At 71.0% G+C, this 19839-nt stretch carries 20 protein-coding genes; 4 read left to right on the forward strand and 16 right to left on the reverse strand.

Annotated elements, in window-relative coordinates; all coding sequences use genetic code 11:
* Positions 1–2: 2 nt before the first annotated feature.
* The 5 genes from DEJ21_RS00405 to DEJ21_RS00425 form a co-directional block, all read right to left on the reverse strand.
* Complete coding sequence (locus DEJ21_RS00405) at positions 3–1448, reverse strand: NAD(P)/FAD-dependent oxidoreductase (protein ID WP_111223361.1); 1446 nt, start codon at positions 1446–1448, stop codon at positions 3–5.
* 270 nt (positions 1449–1718) lie between these two features.
* The gene (locus DEJ21_RS00410) at positions 1719–2387 is read right to left on the reverse strand and encodes a hypothetical protein (RefSeq protein WP_111223362.1); all 669 of its coding nucleotides are present in this window, start codon (positions 2385–2387) and stop codon (positions 1719–1721) included.
* Between the two features lie 63 nt (positions 2388–2450).
* Positions 2451–2978 (reverse strand): GNAT family N-acetyltransferase, encoded by a 528-nt coding sequence (locus DEJ21_RS00415; RefSeq protein WP_181435737.1) that lies wholly within the window; start codon positions 2976–2978, stop codon positions 2451–2453.
* Between the two features lie 27 nt (positions 2979–3005).
* On the reverse strand, positions 3006–4283 hold the full coding sequence (locus tag DEJ21_RS00420; RefSeq protein WP_111223364.1) for an ABC transporter permease: 1278 nt from the start codon (positions 4281–4283) through the stop codon (positions 3006–3008).
* Positions 4280–5008: an ABC transporter ATP-binding protein gene (locus DEJ21_RS00425; RefSeq protein WP_031260145.1), complete on the reverse strand. Its 729-nt coding sequence runs from the start codon at positions 5006–5008 to the stop codon at positions 4280–4282. Before DEJ21_RS00425 ends, DEJ21_RS00420 begins: the two co-directional genes overlap by 4 nt.
* Before the next feature lie 80 nt (positions 5009–5088).
* Here DEJ21_RS00425 and DEJ21_RS00430 point away from each other — a divergent pair, with 80 nt between their 5' ends.
* The gene (locus DEJ21_RS00430; protein WP_111038413.1) at positions 5089–5718 is read left to right on the forward strand and encodes a TetR/AcrR family transcriptional regulator; all 630 of its coding nucleotides are present in this window, start codon (positions 5089–5091) and stop codon (positions 5716–5718) included.
* An 80-nt stretch (positions 5719–5798) separates the two neighbouring features.
* On the opposite strand, the gene DEJ21_RS00435 is transcribed toward DEJ21_RS00430, so the two are convergent.
* From DEJ21_RS00435 to DEJ21_RS00470, 8 genes are all read right to left on the reverse strand, one after another.
* A complete protein-coding gene (locus tag DEJ21_RS00435; RefSeq protein WP_111223365.1) occupies positions 5799–6824 on the reverse strand; it encodes a glycine betaine ABC transporter substrate-binding protein in 1026 nt (341 codons plus the stop codon).
* Positions 6821–7585, reverse strand: a complete 765-nt coding sequence (locus DEJ21_RS00440) for an ABC transporter permease (RefSeq protein WP_111223366.1) — start codon at positions 7583–7585, stop codon at positions 6821–6823. Before DEJ21_RS00440 ends, DEJ21_RS00435 begins: the two co-directional genes overlap by 4 nt.
* Positions 7582–8853, reverse strand: coding sequence for an ABC transporter ATP-binding protein (locus DEJ21_RS00445; RefSeq protein ID WP_017887899.1), 1272 nt, complete (start codon positions 8851–8853; stop codon positions 7582–7584). Before DEJ21_RS00445 ends, DEJ21_RS00440 begins: the two co-directional genes overlap by 4 nt.
* A complete protein-coding gene (locus tag DEJ21_RS00450) occupies positions 8840–9487 on the reverse strand; it encodes an ABC transporter permease (protein WP_071245638.1) in 648 nt (215 codons plus the stop codon). The genes DEJ21_RS00445 and DEJ21_RS00450 overlap by 14 nt, the downstream gene beginning before the upstream one ends.
* A 208-nt stretch (positions 9488–9695) precedes the next feature.
* Complete coding sequence (locus tag DEJ21_RS00455) at positions 9696–10427, reverse strand: DinB family protein (RefSeq protein WP_111223367.1); 732 nt, start codon at positions 10425–10427, stop codon at positions 9696–9698.
* Positions 10424–11035 (reverse strand): hypothetical protein, encoded by a 612-nt coding sequence (locus DEJ21_RS00460; protein ID WP_111223368.1) that lies wholly within the window; start codon positions 11033–11035, stop codon positions 10424–10426. The genes DEJ21_RS00455 and DEJ21_RS00460 overlap by 4 nt, the downstream gene beginning before the upstream one ends.
* Before the next feature lie 58 nt (positions 11036–11093).
* Positions 11094–11969, reverse strand: coding sequence for an aminoglycoside phosphotransferase family protein (locus DEJ21_RS00465; RefSeq protein ID WP_111223369.1), 876 nt, complete (start codon positions 11967–11969; stop codon positions 11094–11096).
* A 117-nt stretch (positions 11970–12086) separates the two neighbouring features.
* The gene (locus DEJ21_RS00470; protein WP_111023391.1) at positions 12087–12737 is read right to left on the reverse strand and encodes a ScbR family autoregulator-binding transcription factor; all 651 of its coding nucleotides are present in this window, start codon (positions 12735–12737) and stop codon (positions 12087–12089) included.
* A 90-nt stretch (positions 12738–12827) separates the two neighbouring features.
* Between DEJ21_RS00470 and DEJ21_RS00475 the strand changes: the two genes are divergently transcribed.
* Positions 12828–13271: a disulfide bond formation protein B gene (locus DEJ21_RS00475; RefSeq protein WP_111028891.1), complete on the forward strand. Its 444-nt coding sequence runs from the start codon at positions 12828–12830 to the stop codon at positions 13269–13271.
* Positions 13272–13325: 54 nt separating this feature from the next.
* Here the strand turns inward: DEJ21_RS00475 and DEJ21_RS00480 are convergent, their stop codons facing one another.
* A complete protein-coding gene (locus DEJ21_RS00480; protein ID WP_111223370.1) occupies positions 13326–14480 on the reverse strand; it encodes a GAF domain-containing protein in 1155 nt (384 codons plus the stop codon).
* Positions 14477–15253 carry a ThuA domain-containing protein gene (locus tag DEJ21_RS00485; RefSeq protein WP_246552689.1) on the reverse strand — a complete coding sequence of 259 codons (777 nt, stop codon included), beginning with the start codon at positions 15251–15253 and terminating at the stop codon, positions 14477–14479. Before DEJ21_RS00485 ends, DEJ21_RS00480 begins: the two co-directional genes overlap by 4 nt.
* A 140-nt stretch (positions 15254–15393) precedes the next feature.
* Here DEJ21_RS00485 and DEJ21_RS00490 point away from each other — a divergent pair, with 140 nt between their 5' ends.
* Positions 15394–16833: a DUF4832 domain-containing protein gene (locus tag DEJ21_RS00490; protein ID WP_111223371.1), complete on the forward strand. Its 1440-nt coding sequence runs from the start codon at positions 15394–15396 to the stop codon at positions 16831–16833.
* A 79-nt stretch (positions 16834–16912) separates the two neighbouring features.
* Positions 16913–17368, forward strand: coding sequence for a DUF3817 domain-containing protein (locus DEJ21_RS00495; RefSeq protein WP_111099650.1), 456 nt, complete (start codon positions 16913–16915; stop codon positions 17366–17368).
* 111 nt (positions 17369–17479) lie between these two features.
* On the opposite strand, the gene DEJ21_RS00500 is transcribed toward DEJ21_RS00495, so the two are convergent.
* Positions 17480–19690 (reverse strand): NADP-dependent isocitrate dehydrogenase, encoded by a 2211-nt coding sequence (locus tag DEJ21_RS00500; protein WP_111223372.1) that lies wholly within the window; start codon positions 19688–19690, stop codon positions 17480–17482.
* Between the last annotated feature and the right edge of the window lie 149 nt (positions 19691–19839).

The following is a 19839-nucleotide window of genomic DNA, read 5'->3' on the forward strand; positions in this document are numbered from 1 at the left end:
GATCAGCCTTCCGGGGTGAGGTCGACGTCCTCCGGCAGGCCGAAGGTGTGCCGGAGTGCGCTCTTCGCCGCGTGCCACCCGGCCATCCCGTGCACGCCGGGGCCGGGCGCGGAGGACTCGGAGCACAGGTACATGCCGCCGCCCATCCGCCACGGGTCGCTGGACAGGACGGGGCGCTTGACGAGCTGCCAGAAGCTCGCGGCACCGGCGGCGATGTCGCCACCGACGTAGTTCGGGTTGTACTCGCCCATCTGCACGGCGGTGCGGGAGCTCGACGACAGGATCGTGTCGCGGAACCCCGGCGCGAACCGCTCGATCTGGCGGGTGACGGCCGCGGTCGGGTCGACGTCCGACCCCGCCGGGACGTGCGCGTAGGCCCAGAAGACGTGCTTGCCCTTCGGGGCGCGGGTCGGGTCCACCACGGTCGGCTCCGCCCCGAGCACGTACGGGCGCTCGGCGTGCTGCCCGTGCGCCACCGCCCGTTCGGCCTCCGCGATCTCCTGGCGGGTCCCGCCGATGTGCACGGTCCCGGCCTTCCGCAGCGACTCGTTGGTCCACGGCACCGGGTCGGACAGCGCGAAGTCGACCTTCGCCGCCGCGTTGCCGAACCGGAAGCGACGCAGTGCACCGCGCTTCGGGGTCGGGATCTGCTTGCCCGCGATCCGGAGCATGCCCGGCACGCTCGTGTCGAACAGCACCGCCTTCGCCGGGGTGAGGTCACCGAGCGATCGGACCTCCTGCCCGGTGACGATGCGGCCGCCGTGCGCGACGAGGTCGGCCGCGAGCGCGTCGACGATCGCCTGGCTGCCGCCGATCGGCACCGGCCAGCCGCGGGCGTGCGCGTACGAGCCGAGTGACAGTGCCGCCGCCGCGGTGGAAAGGGACGGCAGGTGCTGGATCGAGTGCGCCGCGACGCCGGACACCATCGCCGGGGCGGCCTCGCCGCGGAAGCGCAGGTTCCACGCGGCGGTGCCCTGCTCGAGCGCCCGCAGACCGAAGCGCAGAACCGTCAGGGGGTGCCGCGGCACGTGCAGCAGCGCGTCGGTCGCGAAGTCGGCGACCTGGTCGGCGTTCTCCGCCAGCGGGGCCATCAGCTGCTTGAAGGCCGGCCCGTCCACCCCGAGCTCGGCGGCGGTGCGGTCGAGGTCCTGGTAGGCGATGCCGGCGCGGCCGCCGTCGAGCGGGTGGCCGTACTGCACCTCGGGCAGGCGGAGTTCGATGCGCTCCTCCATCCGGAACAGTCGGAAGAACTCGGACTGCAGGGCCATCGGGTGCACGGCGGAGCAGACGTCGTGCAGGAAGCCGGGCAGGGTGAGCTCGGCCGTCCGGGCGCCGCCGCCGATGGTGTCGTTCCGTTCGACGACCTCGACCGACAGTCCGGCGCGTGCGAGCGTCACCGCTGCCGCGAGCCCGTTCGGTCCCGCTCCGACGACCACCGCATCAACCATGCACCGAGCCTAGGGACTCGTGACTGCGTGTGGTGTCGGTCAGATCACCGAGGCGCCTGTCGACACCGCCACTCGCTTCCGATCCAGGACGTCGTCGATACGGTGCGCACCGGTGATGAACGCTGCTGCGTCGGGGTCGATCGTTCGATCATCGCGCCCCTCGTCGCACCCCTCTGAGACAGCAATCGCCCCAGGAGTCCGGCGAGCCGAATGGTCCTGGGGCGTTACTCGATGAGCGTATCGAAGATGCCCCGGTATATCAAGTACCGGTCAGGTGCGCGAGGTGTCGGGATCAGCCGGGTCCGACTCGTCCTGGTCACCGTCGGCGTCGTCGGGCTCGTCGGCGTCGACCGGGGTCGATCCGACCGGGTGCTCGGCGAGCAACGCGGCGAAGTCCTCGTCGAGCATCTGCTGCAGCCGGTCGTCACGGCCGATCTCGTAGTCGTCGGCCGGGCGCTGGGCCCAGCCGAGCCGCCCGACGACGGTGGTGCCGATGTCGTCCCAGGCGCGGGCCCGCGCGGCGAGCACGATGCCGTCGACGAAGTGCTGGTCGTCGCGCCGCTTGTCGAGCATGGTGGCGAGCTGCTCGTACGTGGCCTCGCGCATCCGGAGCTTCAGGTCGTCGCCCCGCCGGTAGTCGTGCTGGTGGCGGGAACGGCCCTTCTGCTTGCTCGAGGTGGAGCGGATCTCCCGCATGCGTGCGGCGTCGCCCCGCTGTTCCTCGGCCATGCGGTGGAGTTCCTCGCGCGTGGCCTCGGCGATGAGCGCGTGGTCGAAGTACCCCTGGTCACGCAGGGCGTTCGTGATGATGCGGTTGGCCACCGCGATGGTGACGGCGGCCTTCGCGATGAGGAAGCCCTCGTCGACCGCCCGCTTCAGTTCGACCTGGCTGATGGGTCGATCGCGCACGTCGTGGTTGCGTCGTCCGAACAAGGCCATGCTCCGACGATACCGACGATACCGGCGACCGGTGTCGGTCGGCCTGCACGACGGCGACGGGCGTCAGAGCAGCAGGCCGTACACCGCGACGTCGACCCGCTCGGGGCCGAGGGGCAGCGCGCCGCGCAGGGTGCCCTCGTGCGCGAAGCCGAGCCGCTCGGCGAGTCCTCTGCTCCGCGCGTTGTCGACCGCCGTCCGGATCTCCATCCGTGCAGACCCGCGCGCCCGGGCGACCCCGATCAGCACGGTGGCCGCCCGCCGGACGACACCACGGCCCTCCTGTCCGGCGTCCACCCAGTAGCCGAGCGATGCCTGGCCCAGGTACGGGTCGAACGTCAGCGAGGCCACCCCGACGATGCGATCGTCCGCGCGGATGACGCAGGGCAGCGCGCGGTCCATCGCGAACTGGCCGAGCAGCCGCTCGGTGTGCAGGTCGATGGCCTCGCGGGTCTGGGGGTCCCATGCCCAGGGCTCGGCGGCGCGCAGACGGTCGGTGTTGGCGTGCACGAGTGCGAGCACCTGGTCGACCGTCGTCAGGTCGCGCAGCGTCAGCGTGTAGCCGTCACCGAGGTCGCGTCCGAACGTCGTCACCGTTCCGACACTAGGCAGCCCTGCCTGTCACTCGTACCGGAGCGCCTCGATCGGGTTCTGCCGAGCGGCTCGTCGTGCCGGCAGGGTGCCCGCCAGGAACGCGATGAACATCACGACGAGGATGATCGTGGCGACGGACCCCGGCGCGAACTGCATGATCTGCAGCCCCGGCAGGTCCTTGAGGAGCGTGCCGGCCAGGACGTTCGAGATCCCGGTGCCGAGCAGGATCGCGACCCCGGCACCGATGGCGCTGCCGAGGAACCCGATGAACACCGCCTCGAGCGAGAACAGCGTGTAGACCTTGCCGCCACCCATGCCCATCGCCTTCATCAGGCCGATCTCGCGCGTGCGCTCCTGCACGCTCATGAGCAGGGTGTTGATGATGCCGAAGCCGGCAGCGACGAGCGCGATCACGGCGAAGGCGTTCAGGACCCCGACGATGCCGCTGATCACGGTCTGGAACTGACCGAGCTGGTCCTGGATGGTCTGACCGAGGAACCCGTCGTCGGCCAGGGACTTCTTGACCGTGGTGACGGAGGCGTCGGCGTCGAGCGTCGCGGTGGCGCTGGCGTAGGACGTCGCGATCGAGTCGGGCTTGCCGATCTCCTGCGCGGCCTGCATGGCGTCGGTCAACGCGGCGTTCGCCCCCGCACCGCTGCCGAACAGCGACTCGTTCTGCACCCCGACGACGGTGGCGGTGAGCGTGTGCGCCTTGCCCTGGTAGTCGTCGACGGCGAACGTGAGCTCCTTGCCGACGGCGGCCGACGCGCTGCCGAGGCCCATGTTCTTCAGGTAGTCGGTCGGCAGCATCACCTGGTTGGCGTCGGTCTCGTCGTCGAGCTGCTTGCCGCTCGCCAGGTCGGCGTCGAGCTCGCCGGCGTTGGCGGTGAGCGACACGACGTACTTGCCCTGGTCGCCGTACTCGGCGTACTTCGGTGCGAGGGCGACCGCGGGGCGGAGGCTCTTGATGCCGTCCGTCTTCTCGATCGCGTCGACGTCGGACTGCGACAGGTACGAGAACGACGCCGGGCCGCGGTCGACGCTCTGACCGGACGCCTCGGGGTCGTACTTCGCCGGGCCACTGTCGGTCGAGGTGGAGTCCACGGCCTTCGTGACGACCAGGGTGCCGTCGTCGCCGATCGAGGAGACCTGGCTGTCGATGTAGTTGCTGACGCCCGTGCCGATGGCCGAGGTGAGCGTGATCGTGAAGGCGCCGATGAAGATCGCGATGACGGTCAGGGTCGTGCGCAGCTTCGAGCGGAAGGTGTTCGAGACCGCGGTGCGCAGGAGGTCGAGGAAGTTCATGCGGAGTGCCTTCCGTGCGTGGCAGACGCATCGACCGCGTCGTCGGGTCCGCCGACGATCAGGCCGTCGCGGACGTTCACGCTGCGGTCGCAGCGTGCGGCGAGCTCTTCGTCGTGCGTGACCACGACGAGCGTGATCCCCCGCTCGCGCTGCAGCCCGAACAGCATGTCCTCGACCACCTGTCCGGTGTTCGTGTCGAGGTTGCCGGTGGGCTCGTCGGCGAAGATCACGCTCGGCTCACCGACCAGCGCCCGGGCGATGACCACGCGCTGCTTCTGGCCACCGGACAGGTCGTTGGCGTCGTTCTTGGCCTTGTCGGCCAGCCCGAGGGCGTCGAGCGCCGCCATGCCCCGGCGCTTCCGCTCGGCTCCGGAGACACCGGCGATCTTGAGCGGGAGCACGACGTTGTCGAGCACCGAGGTCTTCGGCGTCAGGAAGAACTGCTGGAACACGAACCCGAAGGTGCTGTTCCGGGTGCGGTTGACCTGCCGCGCACCGAGCGTCGCAGCGTCGGTGCCGTCGAGCAGCACCTGTCCGGCCGACGGCTTGTCGAGCAGTGCGAGCAGGTGCATCAGCGTTGACTTGCCGGAGCCGGACTTGCCGACGATCGCCAGGCTCTCGCCCTGGTGCACCGCCAGCGACACCCCCTTGAGCGCGTCGAACCGCGTCGCGCCGCGGCCGTAGGTCCTGGCGAGGTCACGGGCCTCGAGCACGGGAGTGGTCATGGGTTCACCGTAGTGTCCGATGCACGACTGCAAGTTTGCGTTTGCTGTAGATCATGTGACGTTCCGGTTACAGTCGGGCCATGCCCGACTCCGCGACGCCGTCAGAACTCGGTCTCCGTGACCGCAAGCGCATCGAGACCCGCAACCGCATCGCCGAGGCGGCTCGGTCCCTGGCCCTCGAGCAGGGCGTCGACGGCACCACGATCGAGCAGATCGCCGCTCGGGCCGACGTCTCCCCGCGGACGTTCTTCAACTACTTCGAGAGCAAGGAGGACGCGGTCCTCGGGCACACCGAGCTCGACCTCGAACCCGCCACCCTCGAGGCGCACCTGGCGGCCGTCGCGGGGGAGCCGGCGGCGCAGGCCGTCGTGGACCTGGCGTTCCTGGTGTTCGGGTCGTCGTTCGGCGACGAGCACGAGCGGCTCGAGCGCAAGGCCGTCATCGTGCGGTTCCCGCAGCTGATGCGTCGGCAGGTCGCGCGGATGACCACGGTCGCCGAGGCGATGACCGGCGCGGTGCGCACGATCCTCGAACGCGACCCGGCCTGGGGCCCGGAAGCCGCGACCCCGCAGGCGGCCGAGATGCTGCTCGGCATGTGCATGACGGGCTTGCGCAGTGCCGCTCGGCACGAGGGCTCCGACCCGGAGCAGGTGCGGGCCGCGGTGGTCGCGTCGATCCGCGACACGGCTGCGCGCATCGCCGCGGCCTGAGACGCGCCCACGAACGCAGGGGAGGCACGGTGCCAGCTGGCACCGCGCCTCCCGTCCGTTCGTGGGTGCGTCGAGAACGGTCAGGGCTTCGTGATGAAGCCCTCCTTGACCATCCAGTCGAAGGCGACGTCCGCCGGCTCACGTCCCTCGACGTCGACCTGACGGTTCAGCTCCTGCAGCACCGCGTCCGTGAGCTTCGGCGAGATCTGGTCGTAGATCCCCTCGAGCTGCGGGTACTCCTTGAGTGTCTTCGAGTCGATGACGGGCGCGACGTTGTACGCCGGGAAGAACCCCTTGTCGTCCTCGAGCACCGTCAGCCCGAGCGACTTGATGCGGCCGTCGGTGGTGAAGACCTCGCCGAAGTTGCACTTGCCCCGGTCGGTGGCCGTGTAGACCGTGCCGGTGTCGAGGATGCTGACGTTGCTGCTCGGCACCCCGTTCGACCCCGAACCACCGAGCTCCAAGCCGTACTTCTTGAGCATCGGCTTGAAGCCGTCGGCACGGGAGTTGAACTCCGACTCGACGCAGAACGTGCGCTGGTCGACCGGCAGCTTGGTGATGTCGGAGAGTGTCTTGACGTCCCCGAGATCCTTGACGGCCTCGTTGCGGACGGCGAACGCGTAGGTGTTGTTCATCGGCGCGGGTTCGAGCCACGTCAGCCCGTTGCCGGCGTCCTCCTTCTTCACCGCCGTCCACTGCTCGGTCTTGTCCGGGATCCCCTTCGTGTGACCCATGAAGGTCAGCCAAGCGGTACCGGTGTACTCGTACGTGAAGTCGGCCGCGTGCGAGGTCATCAGCTCACGGACCGCGACGCTGCCGGGCACGTTCGTCTCGTCGGTGACGTCGAACCCGGCGGCCTTGGCGGCGAGCACGGCGATCTTGCCGAGCACGAGCTGCTCGGTGAAGTTCTTCGACGTCACGGTGATGTGGGCGCCGGCCGGCAGGTCGTCGATGCGCTGGATGGAGCCGGCGCCGGCCTCGGGCACGAACGACGTCGCGGGCTGAAGGCCGCACCCGGTCAGGACGAGGGCGGTGGCACCGGCGACGAACGCGGCGGCTCCGACCCGGGTGCGGGTGCGGCGGGTGCTGCGTGTGCGGCGGGTCATCGGAGTCCCTTCGGTCGTGCGACCGTCTCGACCACGCGGCCGAGCCAGTCGATGGAGAGGGCGAGCAGGGCGACGAGCAGGGCCCCGGCGACCAGGAGCTTCGGCAGGAACAGCGTCACGCCCGTGGTGATGAGCAGACCGAGTCCGCCCGCACCGACGAAGGTGGCCAGGCTCGCCGTGCCGACGAGCAGCACGAGCGCGGTCCGGATGCCCGAGAGCATCACGGGCACCGCGAGCGGCAGTTCGACGCGCATCAGCACGCTGAAGGCGCTCATGCCCATGCCGCGACCGGCCTCGACCAGTCGGGCGTCGACGCTCTGCACGCCGATCATGGTGTTCCGGAGCACCGGCAGGATCGCGTAGAGCACGAGCGCGACGACGACGGACCGCGAGTTCAGACCGAGCCAGGCGGCGAGCAGCACGATGAGGCCGACGGCCGGGGCCGCCTGCCCGAAGTTCGCGACGGCGAGCACGTACGGGCTCGCCCGGCGCAGCGGCCCGCGGGTGAGCACGACGCCCAGCGGGATGCCGATCACGAGCACCAGGACCGTCGACTGCAGGGTCAGCACGAGGTGCTGGCCGGTGAGCGCCAGGATGTCCGCAGGGTTGAGCGTCGTGCGCTCCGTGGGGGTCAGGTCCGCCGTCGCGAGCCACACCGCGAAGCCGGCCAGGACGACCAGGATCGCGATCGGCTGGAACAGCAGGCCCTTCCACGAGGTGCGTGCACCGGTGGCGGGGCCGGCGACGGCGACTGCGCTCACAGGTCTTCTCCGGTGGGCATGGCCGACACCGGTGACGACGGCATGGTCTCGATCGGGTTCGTGTTCGTGCCGACCGGCGTGTAGGCCTGGTCGCCTGCGGCGGTCGCGCGGGAGCGGGTGATCGCCTCCATCACGGTCTCGACGGTGATGACCCCGCGGAACGCGTCACGACGACCGGTGACGAGTGCGGCGCCGGCGCTCGAGACGAGCATGGTGTCGAGCGCGTCGTTGAGCGTCGCTGCCTCGCCCACGACGGGCAGGCCGGGCTCGACGCCGTCGGGGATGCGGTCGAGGCGCTCGAGCTGTCGGCGCGACGGCCACCCGATCGGGCGCTGGCGGTGGTCGACGACGACGGCGTGCTGGTGCCCGCCGGCCTCGTTCATCCGCTGCAGCACGGCCTTGACCTCTTCGCCGGGCGAGCAGGTCACGGCCGACTCGACCTCGACGTCGCGCACGCGGTTCAGCGTGAGCTGCTTCAGGCCGGCACCGGAACCGATGAAGTTCTCGACGAACTCGTTCGCCGGCTCGGCCAGGATCCGCTCCGGGGTGTCGTACTGCACGATGTGCGCACCCTCGGTGAAGATGACGATCCAGTCACCGAGCTTCACGGCCTCGTCGAAGTCGTGCGTGACGATGACGATCGTCTTGTGCAGTTCCTCCTGGATGCGCAGGAGCTCGTCCTGCAGGCGCTGGCGGGTGATCGGGTCGACGGCGCCGAACGGCTCGTCCATGAGCAGGACGGGCGGGTCCGCCGCGAGCGCACGGGCCACGCCGACGCGCTGCTGCTGGCCACCGGAGAGTTCGCGGGGGAACCGGTCGCGGTAGGTGTCGGGGTCGAGCGAGACCAGGTCGAGCAGCTCGTCGACACGCGCCGCGATCTTCTCCTTCGACCAGCCGAGCATCTTCGGCACGATCGCGATGTTCGCCGCGACCGTCATGTGCGGGAAGAGCCCGCCGGCCTGGATCACGTAGCCCATGCGGCGGCGGAGCTCGTCGCCGTCGATGCCCGTGACGTCGTCGTCGCCGACGACGATCCGGCCCTGGGTGGGCTCGATCAGACGGTTGATCATCTTGAGGGTCGTCGTCTTGCCACAGCCGGACGGGCCGACGAGCATGACGATCTTGCCGGCCGGGATCTCGAGCGTGATGCCGTCGACGGCGGGCTTCGACTGCCCGGGGTACCGCTTGGTGACCTCGTCGAGCAGGATGCTGCGCCCGGTGACGTCCCCGTCGGGCGCGGTGGTGGTGGCGGAGTCAGTGCTGGACACGGATACCTCTCGAGATAGTCAGGCGGCCGAGGCCGATGAGGAGCAGGTCGAGGACCAGGGCGAGCAGGACGACGCCGACCACCCCGACCACGACGGAGAACAGGGCGTTGGCGCCGCCGAGGCGGGACAGCCCGGAGAAGATGAAGCCGCCGAGCCCGGGGCCGAGCGCGTACGCGGCGATGGCGGCGATGCCCATCACCATCTGCGCGGCCACGCGGACACCGCTCAGGATGATCGGCCACGCCATCGGCAGCTCGACCTGCAGCAGGGTGCGGAACCGGCTCATGCCGATGCCGCGCGCCGACTCGACGACGGCAGGCGGGATCTCGGCGAGACCGACGACCGCGTTGCGCAGGATCGGCAGCGCGGCGAAGAAGACGACCGTCACGACCGACGGCAGGACGCCGAAGCCGAGCGGGACGATGAGCAGGCCGATGACGGCGAACGACGGCAGGGTGAGGCCGATGGCCGACACCCCGTTCGCGAACGCGGTCAGGCGCGGGCTGCGGTAGACGAGTGTGGCGAGCACCACGGCGATGACCGTGGCGAGGACGACGCACTGGACGACCAGTGAGAAGTGCTGCCACGATGCGAACCAGATCTGGTTCCATCGCTCCACGACGTACTGGAACACGGGTGGGCGCTCCCCTTCCGGTCGGCTGAACTGCCCACAGATCGGGGCACGAGCTCGGCCAAAGCTACGCAGCAGCTGGACCGGTTGTACAACGCAACCCCACCGAGACGACGGTTTCCCTTGCGGTTGCGAGGAGAATAACCCCAGGTCAGGTGTGGTTCACCACGCCGAGCCTGGGAGAACGGTAACGATCGGTCTGCCTGCTCGGCTATGCGTCGATGTCGCGCAACCCCGCTCGCTCCGCGATGTCGACGAGCTGCTCACGCCACCGGACCCATTCCTCCGGGGACTTGTCGGCCAGGTTGCCGTCACCGTCCCCGGCCAGGCCGTCGAGCATCTCGCGCACGATGTCGGCGTGCCCCGCGTGCCGGGCGGTCTCGTACGCCATGTGCACCAGGATCCGGTGCAGCGTGACCTCCCGGTGCCCCTCCGGCCACCACGGCACGGTCCCGGTGGCGGTGAGGTCGAGCGCCTCGATCGTGGCGTCGGCGTGTTCGGCACTCCGGTGGTGGAAGGCCACGATGTCGGCCATGGTCTCGTCGAGCGAGGCGTACATGTCCTCGCCGTCCTCCGACTCGAGCCAGGCGGGCTGGTCCGGCAACGGCCGCCCGAACACCTCGCCGAAGTAGCCGGCCTGCACCCCGGCGACGTGCTTCACGAGCCCGAGGACGTTCGTGCCCGTGGGCGTCACGGGCCAGCGGGCCTGCCGCTCGGCCAGCCCGTCGAGCTTCGCCAGCAGGGCCGCACGGTGCTTCTGCAGGTACCGGTGCAGCGTCCGCTTCACCGCGGCGTCGGCGGCAGCGGCGTCCGCGCCGTCCGCCGCCGCCGCACCGGCGGAGTCCCGCGTGGCCCCTTCGTCCGACAGCAGGGCGTTGCCGCTCGCGGCCAGGGTGCTGGTGCTCGCGGGGTGCACCTCGGGGACCGCTTCGACGTCGCTCATGCCCCCGATCGTGCCACCCGGAGCTCCTGCAGGCGCGTCGACTCCTGCACGGCGACCCGTTCAGCCGTCAGCAGCAGGCCGGCGACCTCGGTGCCGGTGCGTGCCGAGGCGTCGTTCCAGCTCGTCAGGTCGCGCACCCGCCCCATCCGGATGTCCGGCGCGGGGCACCACAGCACGGGCTCGCCCTCGTCGCGGGCGAGGGCGTGCCACACGACGTCGAGCGCGTGCTGCACCCGGGGCGCGTGCACCGCGTGCGGCCCGCCGGCGGCGGACACGACCGCGCCGACCAGGCAGGCGCCGACCAGCGGCCGGCCCTGCACGTCCATCGCGGCGGCACTGGAGGCCTTGCGCTCGCGGCCGTGCTCGTCGAGGTAGGCGAACCAGGCGTGCTGGACCCACCCGCGTTCCACCACCGCGCGGGCATCGGAGAGCAGGTGGACGAGTTCCCCGAGTTCGCGGACCCGGTCGTCGACCCGTCGCGCGCGGGCGGCGGCGCGGCGGTCCGAGAGACGGTCGAGCAGGCCGCGGAGACCGCGTCGCTCGGGTCGGACGGGGGCGGGGGAGGCGTCGGTGGCGACGTCGTGCTGGACGCGGAGCTCGAGGGTCATGGCGGCCCCTCCGATCGGCTGTGCACGGATGGTGCGGTCACGATAGCCCCGCGGGGACTCAGTCGTCCAGCACCGCGTCGATGCTCCGTCGCGCGACGCTCCGGAAGGCGCGTTCGTCGGCGGTCGCCAGCGCGGACGCGAGCGCGACCGCCCACCCCCGTGCGCGCAGCCAGGTGGCGTCCGGGGCCGCGACGCGCGCCCGGAACGCGGAACGCCCCGGCACGTCGAGCGTCAGCCAGGCGGTGGCGAGGTCGACGGCCGGGTCGCCCGCGGTGACGTCCCCGAAGTCGATCACGGCCGACAGGCGGTCGGCTCCGTCCGACGGGTCGACGAGCAGGTTGAAGGGGTGCAGGTCGCCGTGCACCCAGACGGGAGGCCCGGCGTGCGCGGGCACGGCCGCTGCGGTCCGCCACAGCGCTGCCAGCTCTCCGGCCCGGTGCACGCCGTGCTCGTCGAGTCGCGCCAGCACGGCGTCGCTCCGCGACGCGAGCGGCACCGCACGGAACGGGTTCGCCGGGGCATCGTGCGGGGCCGGGACGTGCAGGAGCCCGACGAACGCGGCGAGCGCCTCGGCGACGGGGACCCCGACCGCACGTTCACCGATCGCCGTGCCGGGCAGCCACGGCACGATGCTCCACGACCACGGGTAGCCGAGGGCGGGGCGTCCGGTGCGCACCGGGGCAGGCACCGGGACGACCGATCCGACCCGGGCGGCGATGTCCGGCAACCAGCGCTGTTCGTGTTCGACGAGCCGTGCGGCCAGCTCCCGACGGGGGACCCGGACGGCCAGGTCGTCGCCCAGGCGCAGCACGACGTTGTCCCAGCCGTTCGCGACGACCTCGAGCGGGAGCCCGGCCAGGTCGGGGTGCTGGTCGCGCAGCAGGGACCGGACGAGCGGGACGTCGACGTCGACCTCGGCAGCGGGTGTGGGCACCGCGTCAGGCTAGTGGGCCGCCGGACACATGCCTGCGAACTGGGGCCGGTGGCGCGACCCCCTTCTCGCTAGTCTCAGAGGTGAGGTGACGTGGGTGTTTCCCTGGGGGGACCCGCGTCACTCCGGAGCGATGAGCGCGACGAGCCGCGGGATCTCCGGACGCAGCCGTTCGGTGACGAACGCGTCCAGCAGGACCGTCCAGAGTTCCCGCAGGCCCGCGAACAGGTCGGCCCGACGGGTCATCACGTCCGAGACGGTCTGCACGCCGGTGTAGGCGCGGACGACGACCCGGCCGACCAGGTCCGGGTCCCACCGCGGGTCGAGCTCGCCCACCTCGACGGCCTGCCGCGCGAACCCGGCGACCACCGTGGTCCAGTCGGTGTACGGGTCCTGCCGGGCGACGTCGCTCGCGGCCACGTCGGTCGACAGGCGCACCCCGGCGCTCACGACGACCTCGGACGTCATCTGGACCGCGAGCCCCTGGCACAGCCACATGATCGACTCGAGCGGGGTGGTGCCCCGCGCCACCGCGGCCTCGCCGTAGCGGCGCGAGATCGCGTGCTGCTCGGCGACGACGGCCCCGGCCATGTCGGCCTTCGACGTGAAGTGGAAGTACAGCGCACCCTTGGTCATCCCGATGCGTTCGGCGATGCCGTCCATCGAGGCACCGACGTACCCGCGTTCGTCGAACTCCGCGGCCGCGCCCTCGATGATCGCCGTGCGGGTCGCGAGCGACCGCTGCTGCCGGGTCGGTCGGTCCTGCGCCATGGGGTCCGATCGTAGTCAGCGCACGCTGCCGCCGGGGTCCACTGGCCGCATTCGGCAGGCGTTCGGCCGGGTGCCCTACGGTCGGTCGCCATGGACGGATGGCGGAACCCTGCGCGCTGGGCACGGACGGGTCGGTGGCTGCTGCTGCCGATCGCGGTGCTGGACTGGGTCGCGCTCGCGCCGCAGACCATCGTGGTGCTCGCGTTCCTGATCGCCGTCGTCGGGCTCGCCGGCATGGGTGCGGCCCTCGTGGTGCACATGCTCCGTCGGTCCCGTGGGGCGATGGCCGGCCTCGGCGTTGTGATGCTGCTCGGCGGGCTCGTCGTGTTCGGCCTCGACCCGTTCCCGGGCTCGTTCCCGCTCATCCAGTCGTGGTGGCCGGAGTCGATCACGCAGCCGCAGCACGTCGGCAGCGCGTACTGGCAGCTCGCCGGCCTGGGCATCGAGCTGGCTGGCTTCGCCCTGCTCGCGACCCTGCTCGTGGTCTCGCTGACCGGGACCCCGCGCCCACGGCAGGACCGCTTCCGCTCCTGATCTGCTGCGGGCGGCGGTCCGCACCCCGGGCGGCGCCTGGGCGGCGGATCCCACTCAGTGCCGCGTGAGCACCACCAGCGTGACGTCGACCACGGCATCCGTGGGGACCGCCGTGCGCACCCCTTCGACCACGGTGGCCCCGTCCGGAGCCGAGCGCACCAGCGCGGCGAGGTCGTCCAGGTGCCGGAGCCCGTCCAGCGACAGGACGCCCTGGGTGCAGATCGCCAGCCGGTCACCGGCTTCCAGGTCGAGCGCGCCGGGCGACCGGGGGATCGACCCCGGTTGCAGCCCGAGCGGCAGGTCGAGCGGGTGCAGGACGCGAGCCGGACCGTCGGCGGGGACGAGCACGGCGAGGCCGTGGCCGGCGTCGCCGAAGTCGACGTGACCCGACGTCGGGTCGAGCCGCAGGTGGAAGAGCGAGCCGACGGCGTCCGCAGCCGACAGGTCGGCGGTGACCTGCGCCTCCAGGCCGACGATCGCGTCCGACATGGCCGACCCGGTCCGTGCCGCCACGGCACCGCGGACCGCCGCGGCGAGCAGGCCCGACGCCGGGCCGGCGCTCACCCGGCCGACGGTGACGTGCAGGGCACCGTCCGGTGCGACACGCCAGTCGACGACGTCACCCCCGCCGTCGTCGTGCTGGGCCACCAGGACGTCGAGGTCGTAGCCCGGCACCGCGACCGGGTCCGGCACCAGGCCGTCGAGCACCCGACGGACCCGCCCGCGGTCGATGGCGACGCCGAGCTCGCGCTCCGCCCACCGGGCCAGGTCACCCAGCAGGGCGACGTCGTCCGGCGAGAACGTGCGCGGAACAGCGTCCATCAGGCACAGCGTGCCCACCCGGGTGCCGTCGACCATGGTCAACGGTGCGCCCGCGTAGAACCGGATGCCGTGCTCGGCCACCGCCGCGGTGTGGGCGAACCGGGCGTCGAGCGACGCGTCCGGGATCACCATCGGTTCGCGAGTGAGCACCGTCGACGCGCAGAACTGCTCGCTGGCGGGGACACTCGATCCCTGGTGCCAGCCGAAGGTCGACTGCGTGGTGACGAGGTCGTGGTGGACGAGGTTGAGGAAGGTCAACGGGACGTCGAACGCCTCGTGGGCCATGCGGGTGATGCGGTCGAAGCGCTCCTCGGGTCCTGATCCCAAGATGGCGAGCGCCTCGATCACCGCGGTGCGCCTGTGCGCACCGTCGAGATGGTTGGTCACCCGGCCTGTCTACCCCCATCGTCCGACAGGAACCAGTCCCGAGGGTGGGGGTCAGCCGTCAGCTCTCGGCGCTCGGACACCGGGGCGGCCCAGGCGGCGGCGTTCGACAGCACGCGCTGGATGTCCGGGTGGTGGTAGACGGGGTACTCCTGGTCGCCGGGCGAGAAGTAGAAGACCTTGCCGAGCCCCCGGCGGTACGCGACGCCGGAGCGGAAGACCTCGCCGCCCGCGAAGGTCGACAGGAACACCTCTTCGTCGGGGCGCGGGATGTCGAAGTACTCGCCGTACATCTCCTGCCGGTCGATGACGATCGGGTGCGGGACCCCGGCGGCGATCGGGTGCTCGGGCGCGACGGTCCAGACGAGTTCGCGCTCGCCGTCGTTCCGCCACTTCAGCGAGCAGGTCGTGCCCATCAGGCGCTTGAACGGCTTCGAGTAGTGGCCGGAGTGCAGCACGACCAGGCCCATGCCGGCGTGCACGGCGTCGACGACCAGGTCGACGACGGCGTCGCTGACCTCGTCGTGGGCGGCGTGGCCCCACCAGAACAGCACGTCCGTGGTGGCCAGTCGTTCGGCGGTGATGCCGTGGTCGGGTTCCTGCAGGGTGGCGGTGGAGACGTCGGCCCCGGGCTGCAGCTGCCGGAGCGCCTGGGCGATCACGGCGTGCATGCCGTCGGGGTAGTGCCCGATGACCGTCGCGTCACCGCGGGTCTCGTGCACGTTCTCGTTCCAGACGACGATGTTCAGGGGACGGTTCTCGGTCGACGGCGACATGCAGGCAACGCTACCCGTGCTCGGTTCGCGCATCCACTGGCGTTTTCTGATCGTTTGGCCTACCTTCAGATCACATTCGCGCAGGACGGCAGCGCCAGGGGCGCCGATCACCGTCCGCGCCGAGGACAGGGGCTCGTCCGATGCAGCACCGCACCATCACCACCGTCGCACTCGCGGCGGTGCTCGCACTCGCCGTACCGACCACCGCGTGGGCATCACCCACCGGTCACCACTCGAAACGGACCGCGACCACCTCGACCGTGACCTACACGGCGAGCGACGCGGTCATCCCGAACCCCTCGCGCGGGTTCGACCACACCACCGAGACGCACTACCGCGCCGACGGCACCGGGTACACGCCGCTCGACGCCGCGACCCTCCGGGGCTACCGGGCCGAGGGCGTCACGCAGGTCGTCCGGGTGTTCTACATGGAGGCGTTCGTCCAGCAGCGGCAACTCAGCCCGGCCTGGCTCGCGCTCGTGCAGCACGACTACGACGCGGCGCGCGCAGCCGGCGTGGGTGTGATCACCCGGTTCGCGTACGTCCAGGGTGGCTCGTACCCGTACTCGGCGCCCTACGGTGACGCCGACCTGCCGACCGTGCTCGCGCACATCGAGCAGCTCACCCCGACGCTCCGCCGGAACGCCGACGTGATCCCGACCCTGCAGCAGGGGTTCATCGGGCTCTGGGGCGAGGGCTACTACACCGACCACTTCGCCAGCGACCCGGCGAACCCGGGCGTGCTGACCGAGGCCGACAAGGACGCCCGACGACAGGTCCTGCAGGCCGAACTCGCCGCCCTGCCCTCCAGCCGCTCGGTCCAGGTCCGCACGATGCAGATGAAGCAGGACGCACTCCGCACCCCGTCCGGCACGGCCGGGGCACTCACCCCGGAGCAGGCGCACGACGGATCGGCAGCGTCGCGCATCGGGCACCACAACGACTGCTTCCTCGCCTCGCCGGACGACTTCGGCACGTTCCTGAGCAACCCGCTGTCGCTCGACCAGGACTACCTGGCGGCGGAGTCGCGGTACGTCCCCGTCGGTGGTGAGACCTGCGCCGTGAACGCGCCGCGGACCGACTACCCGTCCGCCTCGGCTGAGATGGCGAAGTACCACTACAGCTACCTCAACCTCGACTACAACAAAGACGTTCTGGCGACCTGGGGCGCGGACGGCATGACCGACGCCGCGAAGAAGCTCGGCTACCGCTTCACGATGACGTCGAGCACCGCCACCTCGGGCGCGAAGCCGTCGGTGGCGGTGTCGATCCGGAACGACGGCTGGGCGGCGCCGTACAACAGCCGCCCGGTGCAGCTCGTCCTGACCGACGGCGATCGCCGGGTGACCGTGCCCGTGGCCGCCGACGCGTCGTCCTGGCAGCCGGGACGGACCGTGACCGTCCGGGCGTCGCTGGCCGACGTGCCGAACGGGCGCTGGAACGTCGCACTCGCCCTGCCCGCGCCGGAGGCCTCGGTGGCGGCGAACCCTGCCTTCGCGATCCAGACGGCGAACACCGGCACGTGGGACGCGAGCACGGGTGTGAACCGCCTCGGCCAGACGGTGGTCGTGCGGCACTGAGCGGACCTGCAGCGCGCCCCGGGTCGTACGATCCGGGGCGTTCTGCTGTCTGTCAACCGGGTCCGCCACGATTGACGGCATGACTCCGCGCTCCCTGTTCCGCGCCGCCGCGGTCGCCGAACTCGTGACCTGGACCCTGCTCATCCTCGGGATGGTGCTCAAGTACGGCCTGGACGCCGGTGACTGGGGCGTCCGCATCGGCGGAGGGGTGCACGGCTTCGTGTTCCTGGCGTACCTGGTGATCACGACGGTCGTGGCGGTGAACCAGCGGTGGTCGTTCGGGGCGCTCGTGCTCGGCTGGGCCAGTGCCGTCGTGCCGTACGCCACGGTGCCGTTCGAGGTCGCGGTCGCCCGCCGCGGCATGCTCGAGGGCTCCTGGCGACGCTCGCCGGACGCCCACTCGGGCTTCTGGGACCGCCTGCTGTTCTTCGTGGTGCGTCGGCCCGCCGTGGCCGCGGGCATCGGGGTCGTGGCCGTCGCCCTGGTCTTCACCGGGCTGCTCGCCGCCGGCCCGCCCGTGCCGTCCCGCGGCTGACGCGACGAGCGCCCACGCGTCACTTCGTGAGCAGCCGTGGTCGCGACCACGGACGGACAGGAGGCCCGGTGCCAGCTGGCACCGGGCCTCCCGTCAGTGGGCCGGTCGCTGCTAGAGCGCTGCCAGCGCCGCGTTCAACGTGGCGGACGGACGCATGACCGCGCTCGTCTTGGCGTCGTCGGGGCGGTAGTAGCCGCCGATGTCGGCCGGGTGCCCCTGCACCGAGACGAGCTCGTCGACGATGGTGTGCTCCTGCTCACCGAGCTTCGCCGCGAGGTCCGCGAACGACGCCGCGAGCTCGGTGTCCTGGGTCTGCGCCGCGAGCTCCTCGGCCCAGTACTTCGCCAGGTAGAAGTGGCTGCCGCGGTTGTCGATCGAGCCGAGCTTCCGACCCGGGGACTTGTCCTGCTCCAGGAACGTCCCGGTGGCACGGTCGAGGGTCTCGCCCAGGATCTTCGCCCGCTCGTTGCCCGTCACACCGGCGAGGTGCTCGAGGCTGACCGCCAGTGCGAGGAACTCGCCCAGGCTGTCCCAGCGCAGGTAGTTCTGCTGCACGAGCTGCTGCACGTGCTTCGGGGCGGAACCACCGGCACCGGTCTCGAACAGGCCGCCACCGCCCAGCAGCGGGACGACGGAGAGCATCTTCGCCGAGGTGCCGAGCTCCATGATCGGGAACAGGTCGGTCAGGTAGTCGCGCAGGACGTTGCCGGTGACCGAGATGGTGTCCTCGCCGCGGCGGATGCGCTCGAGCGAGAAGCGCATGGCGTCCTCGGGCGCGAGGATCTCGATCTGCAGGCCCTCGGTGTCGTGCTCGCCGAGGTACTCGCGGACGAGCCCGATCAGGTTCGCGTCGTGCGCACGGGTCTCGTCGAGCCAGAACACGGCCGGCGTCGCGGAGGCACGGGCGCGGGTGACGGCGAGCTTCACCCAGTCGCGGATGGCGACGTCCTTGGTCTGGCAGGCGCGCCAGATGTCACCGGGCTCGACGTCGTGCTCGATGACGACGTCGCCCGAGGCGGTCGTGACGCGGACCACACCGGCGCCGGGCAGCTCGAAGGTCTTGTCGTGCGAGCCGTACTCCTCGGCCTTCTGCGCCATCAGGCCGACGTTGGGCACGGAGCCCATCGTCGACGGGTCGAAGGCGCCGTGGGCGCGGCAGTCGTCGAGCACGGCCTGGTAGATGCCGGCGTAGCTCGAGTCGGGGATGACGGCGAGGGTGTCGTGCTCGTCGCCGTCCGGGCCCCACATGTGGCCCGAGGTGCGGATCATCGCGGGCATCGATGCGTCGACGATGACGTCGCTCGGCACGTGCAGGTTCGTGATGCCCTTGTCCGAGTCGACCATGGCGAGCTCGGGGCCGTCGGCGATGCCTTGCTTGAAGGCACGCTCGATCTCGGCGCCGTTCGGCAGCGCAGCGAGGCCTGCGAGGATCGAGCCGAGGCCGTCGTTCGGGGTCAGGCCCGCGGCGGCGAGGTCGGCGCCGTAGCGCTCGAACACCGACGGGAAGAACGCCTTGATGACGTGGCCGAAGATGATCGGGTCGGAGATCTTCATCATCGTGGCCTTGAGGTGCACGGAGAACAGGATGTCCTCGGCGGCGGCGCGCTCGATCTGCTTGCGCAGGAACGACTCGAGTGCGGCCACGTGCAGCACGGTGCCGTCGACGACCTCGCCCTGCAGCACGGGGATCGACTGCTTGAGGACCTGCTCGCTGCCGTCCTCGGCCACGAAGGTGATCGTCAGGACGTCGTCGGCGGGGGCGATCCAGGACTTCTCGTTCGACCGGAAGTCGTCGACGCCCATGGTGGTGACGTTCGTCTTCGAGTCACGCGACCAGGCACCCATGCGGTGCGGGTGCTTGCGGGCGTAGTTCTTGACGGACAGGGGTGCGCGGCGGTCGGAGTTGCCCTCGCGCAGCACCGGGTTGACGGCGCTGCCCTGGACACGGCCGTAGCGGGCGCGGACGTCGCGCTGCTCGTCGGTCGTGGCCTCGTCGGGGTAGTCGGGCAGGTCGTAGCCCTGCGCCTGCAGTTCCTTGATCGCGACCTTGAGCTGGGGGATCGACGCCGAGATGTTCGGCAGCTTGATGATGTTCGCCTCGGGGGTCTTCGCGAGGTCACCGAGCTCGGCGAGGGCGTCGTCCAGGCGCTGCTCGTCGGTGAGCCGCTCCGGGAACTGGGCGATGATCCGGCCGGCGAGCGAGATGTCGCGGGTCTCGACGTCGACACCTGCGGTGCCGGCGAAGGCCTGGATGACCGGGAGGAAGGAGTGGGTGGCGAGGAACGGCGCCTCGTCCGTGAGGGTGTAGATGATCTTGGCCATGCTGGCGGGTACTCCCTTGTTCGACCGTCGGTACGTCCACGGTACTCGTGGCGCAGGATGTCTCGACATCAAGATACATGGCCCCCGCTTCCGCGCGGCAGATGCTCGGCCGACACCCTGGAGGCGCACTGTCGACACATAGGAACGGT

It is taken from the genome of Curtobacterium sp. MCSS17_006 (genome assembly GCF_003234215.1).
In the GTDB taxonomy this organism is placed as follows: Bacteria; Actinomycetota; Actinomycetes; order Actinomycetales; family Microbacteriaceae; genus Curtobacterium; species Curtobacterium flaccumfaciens.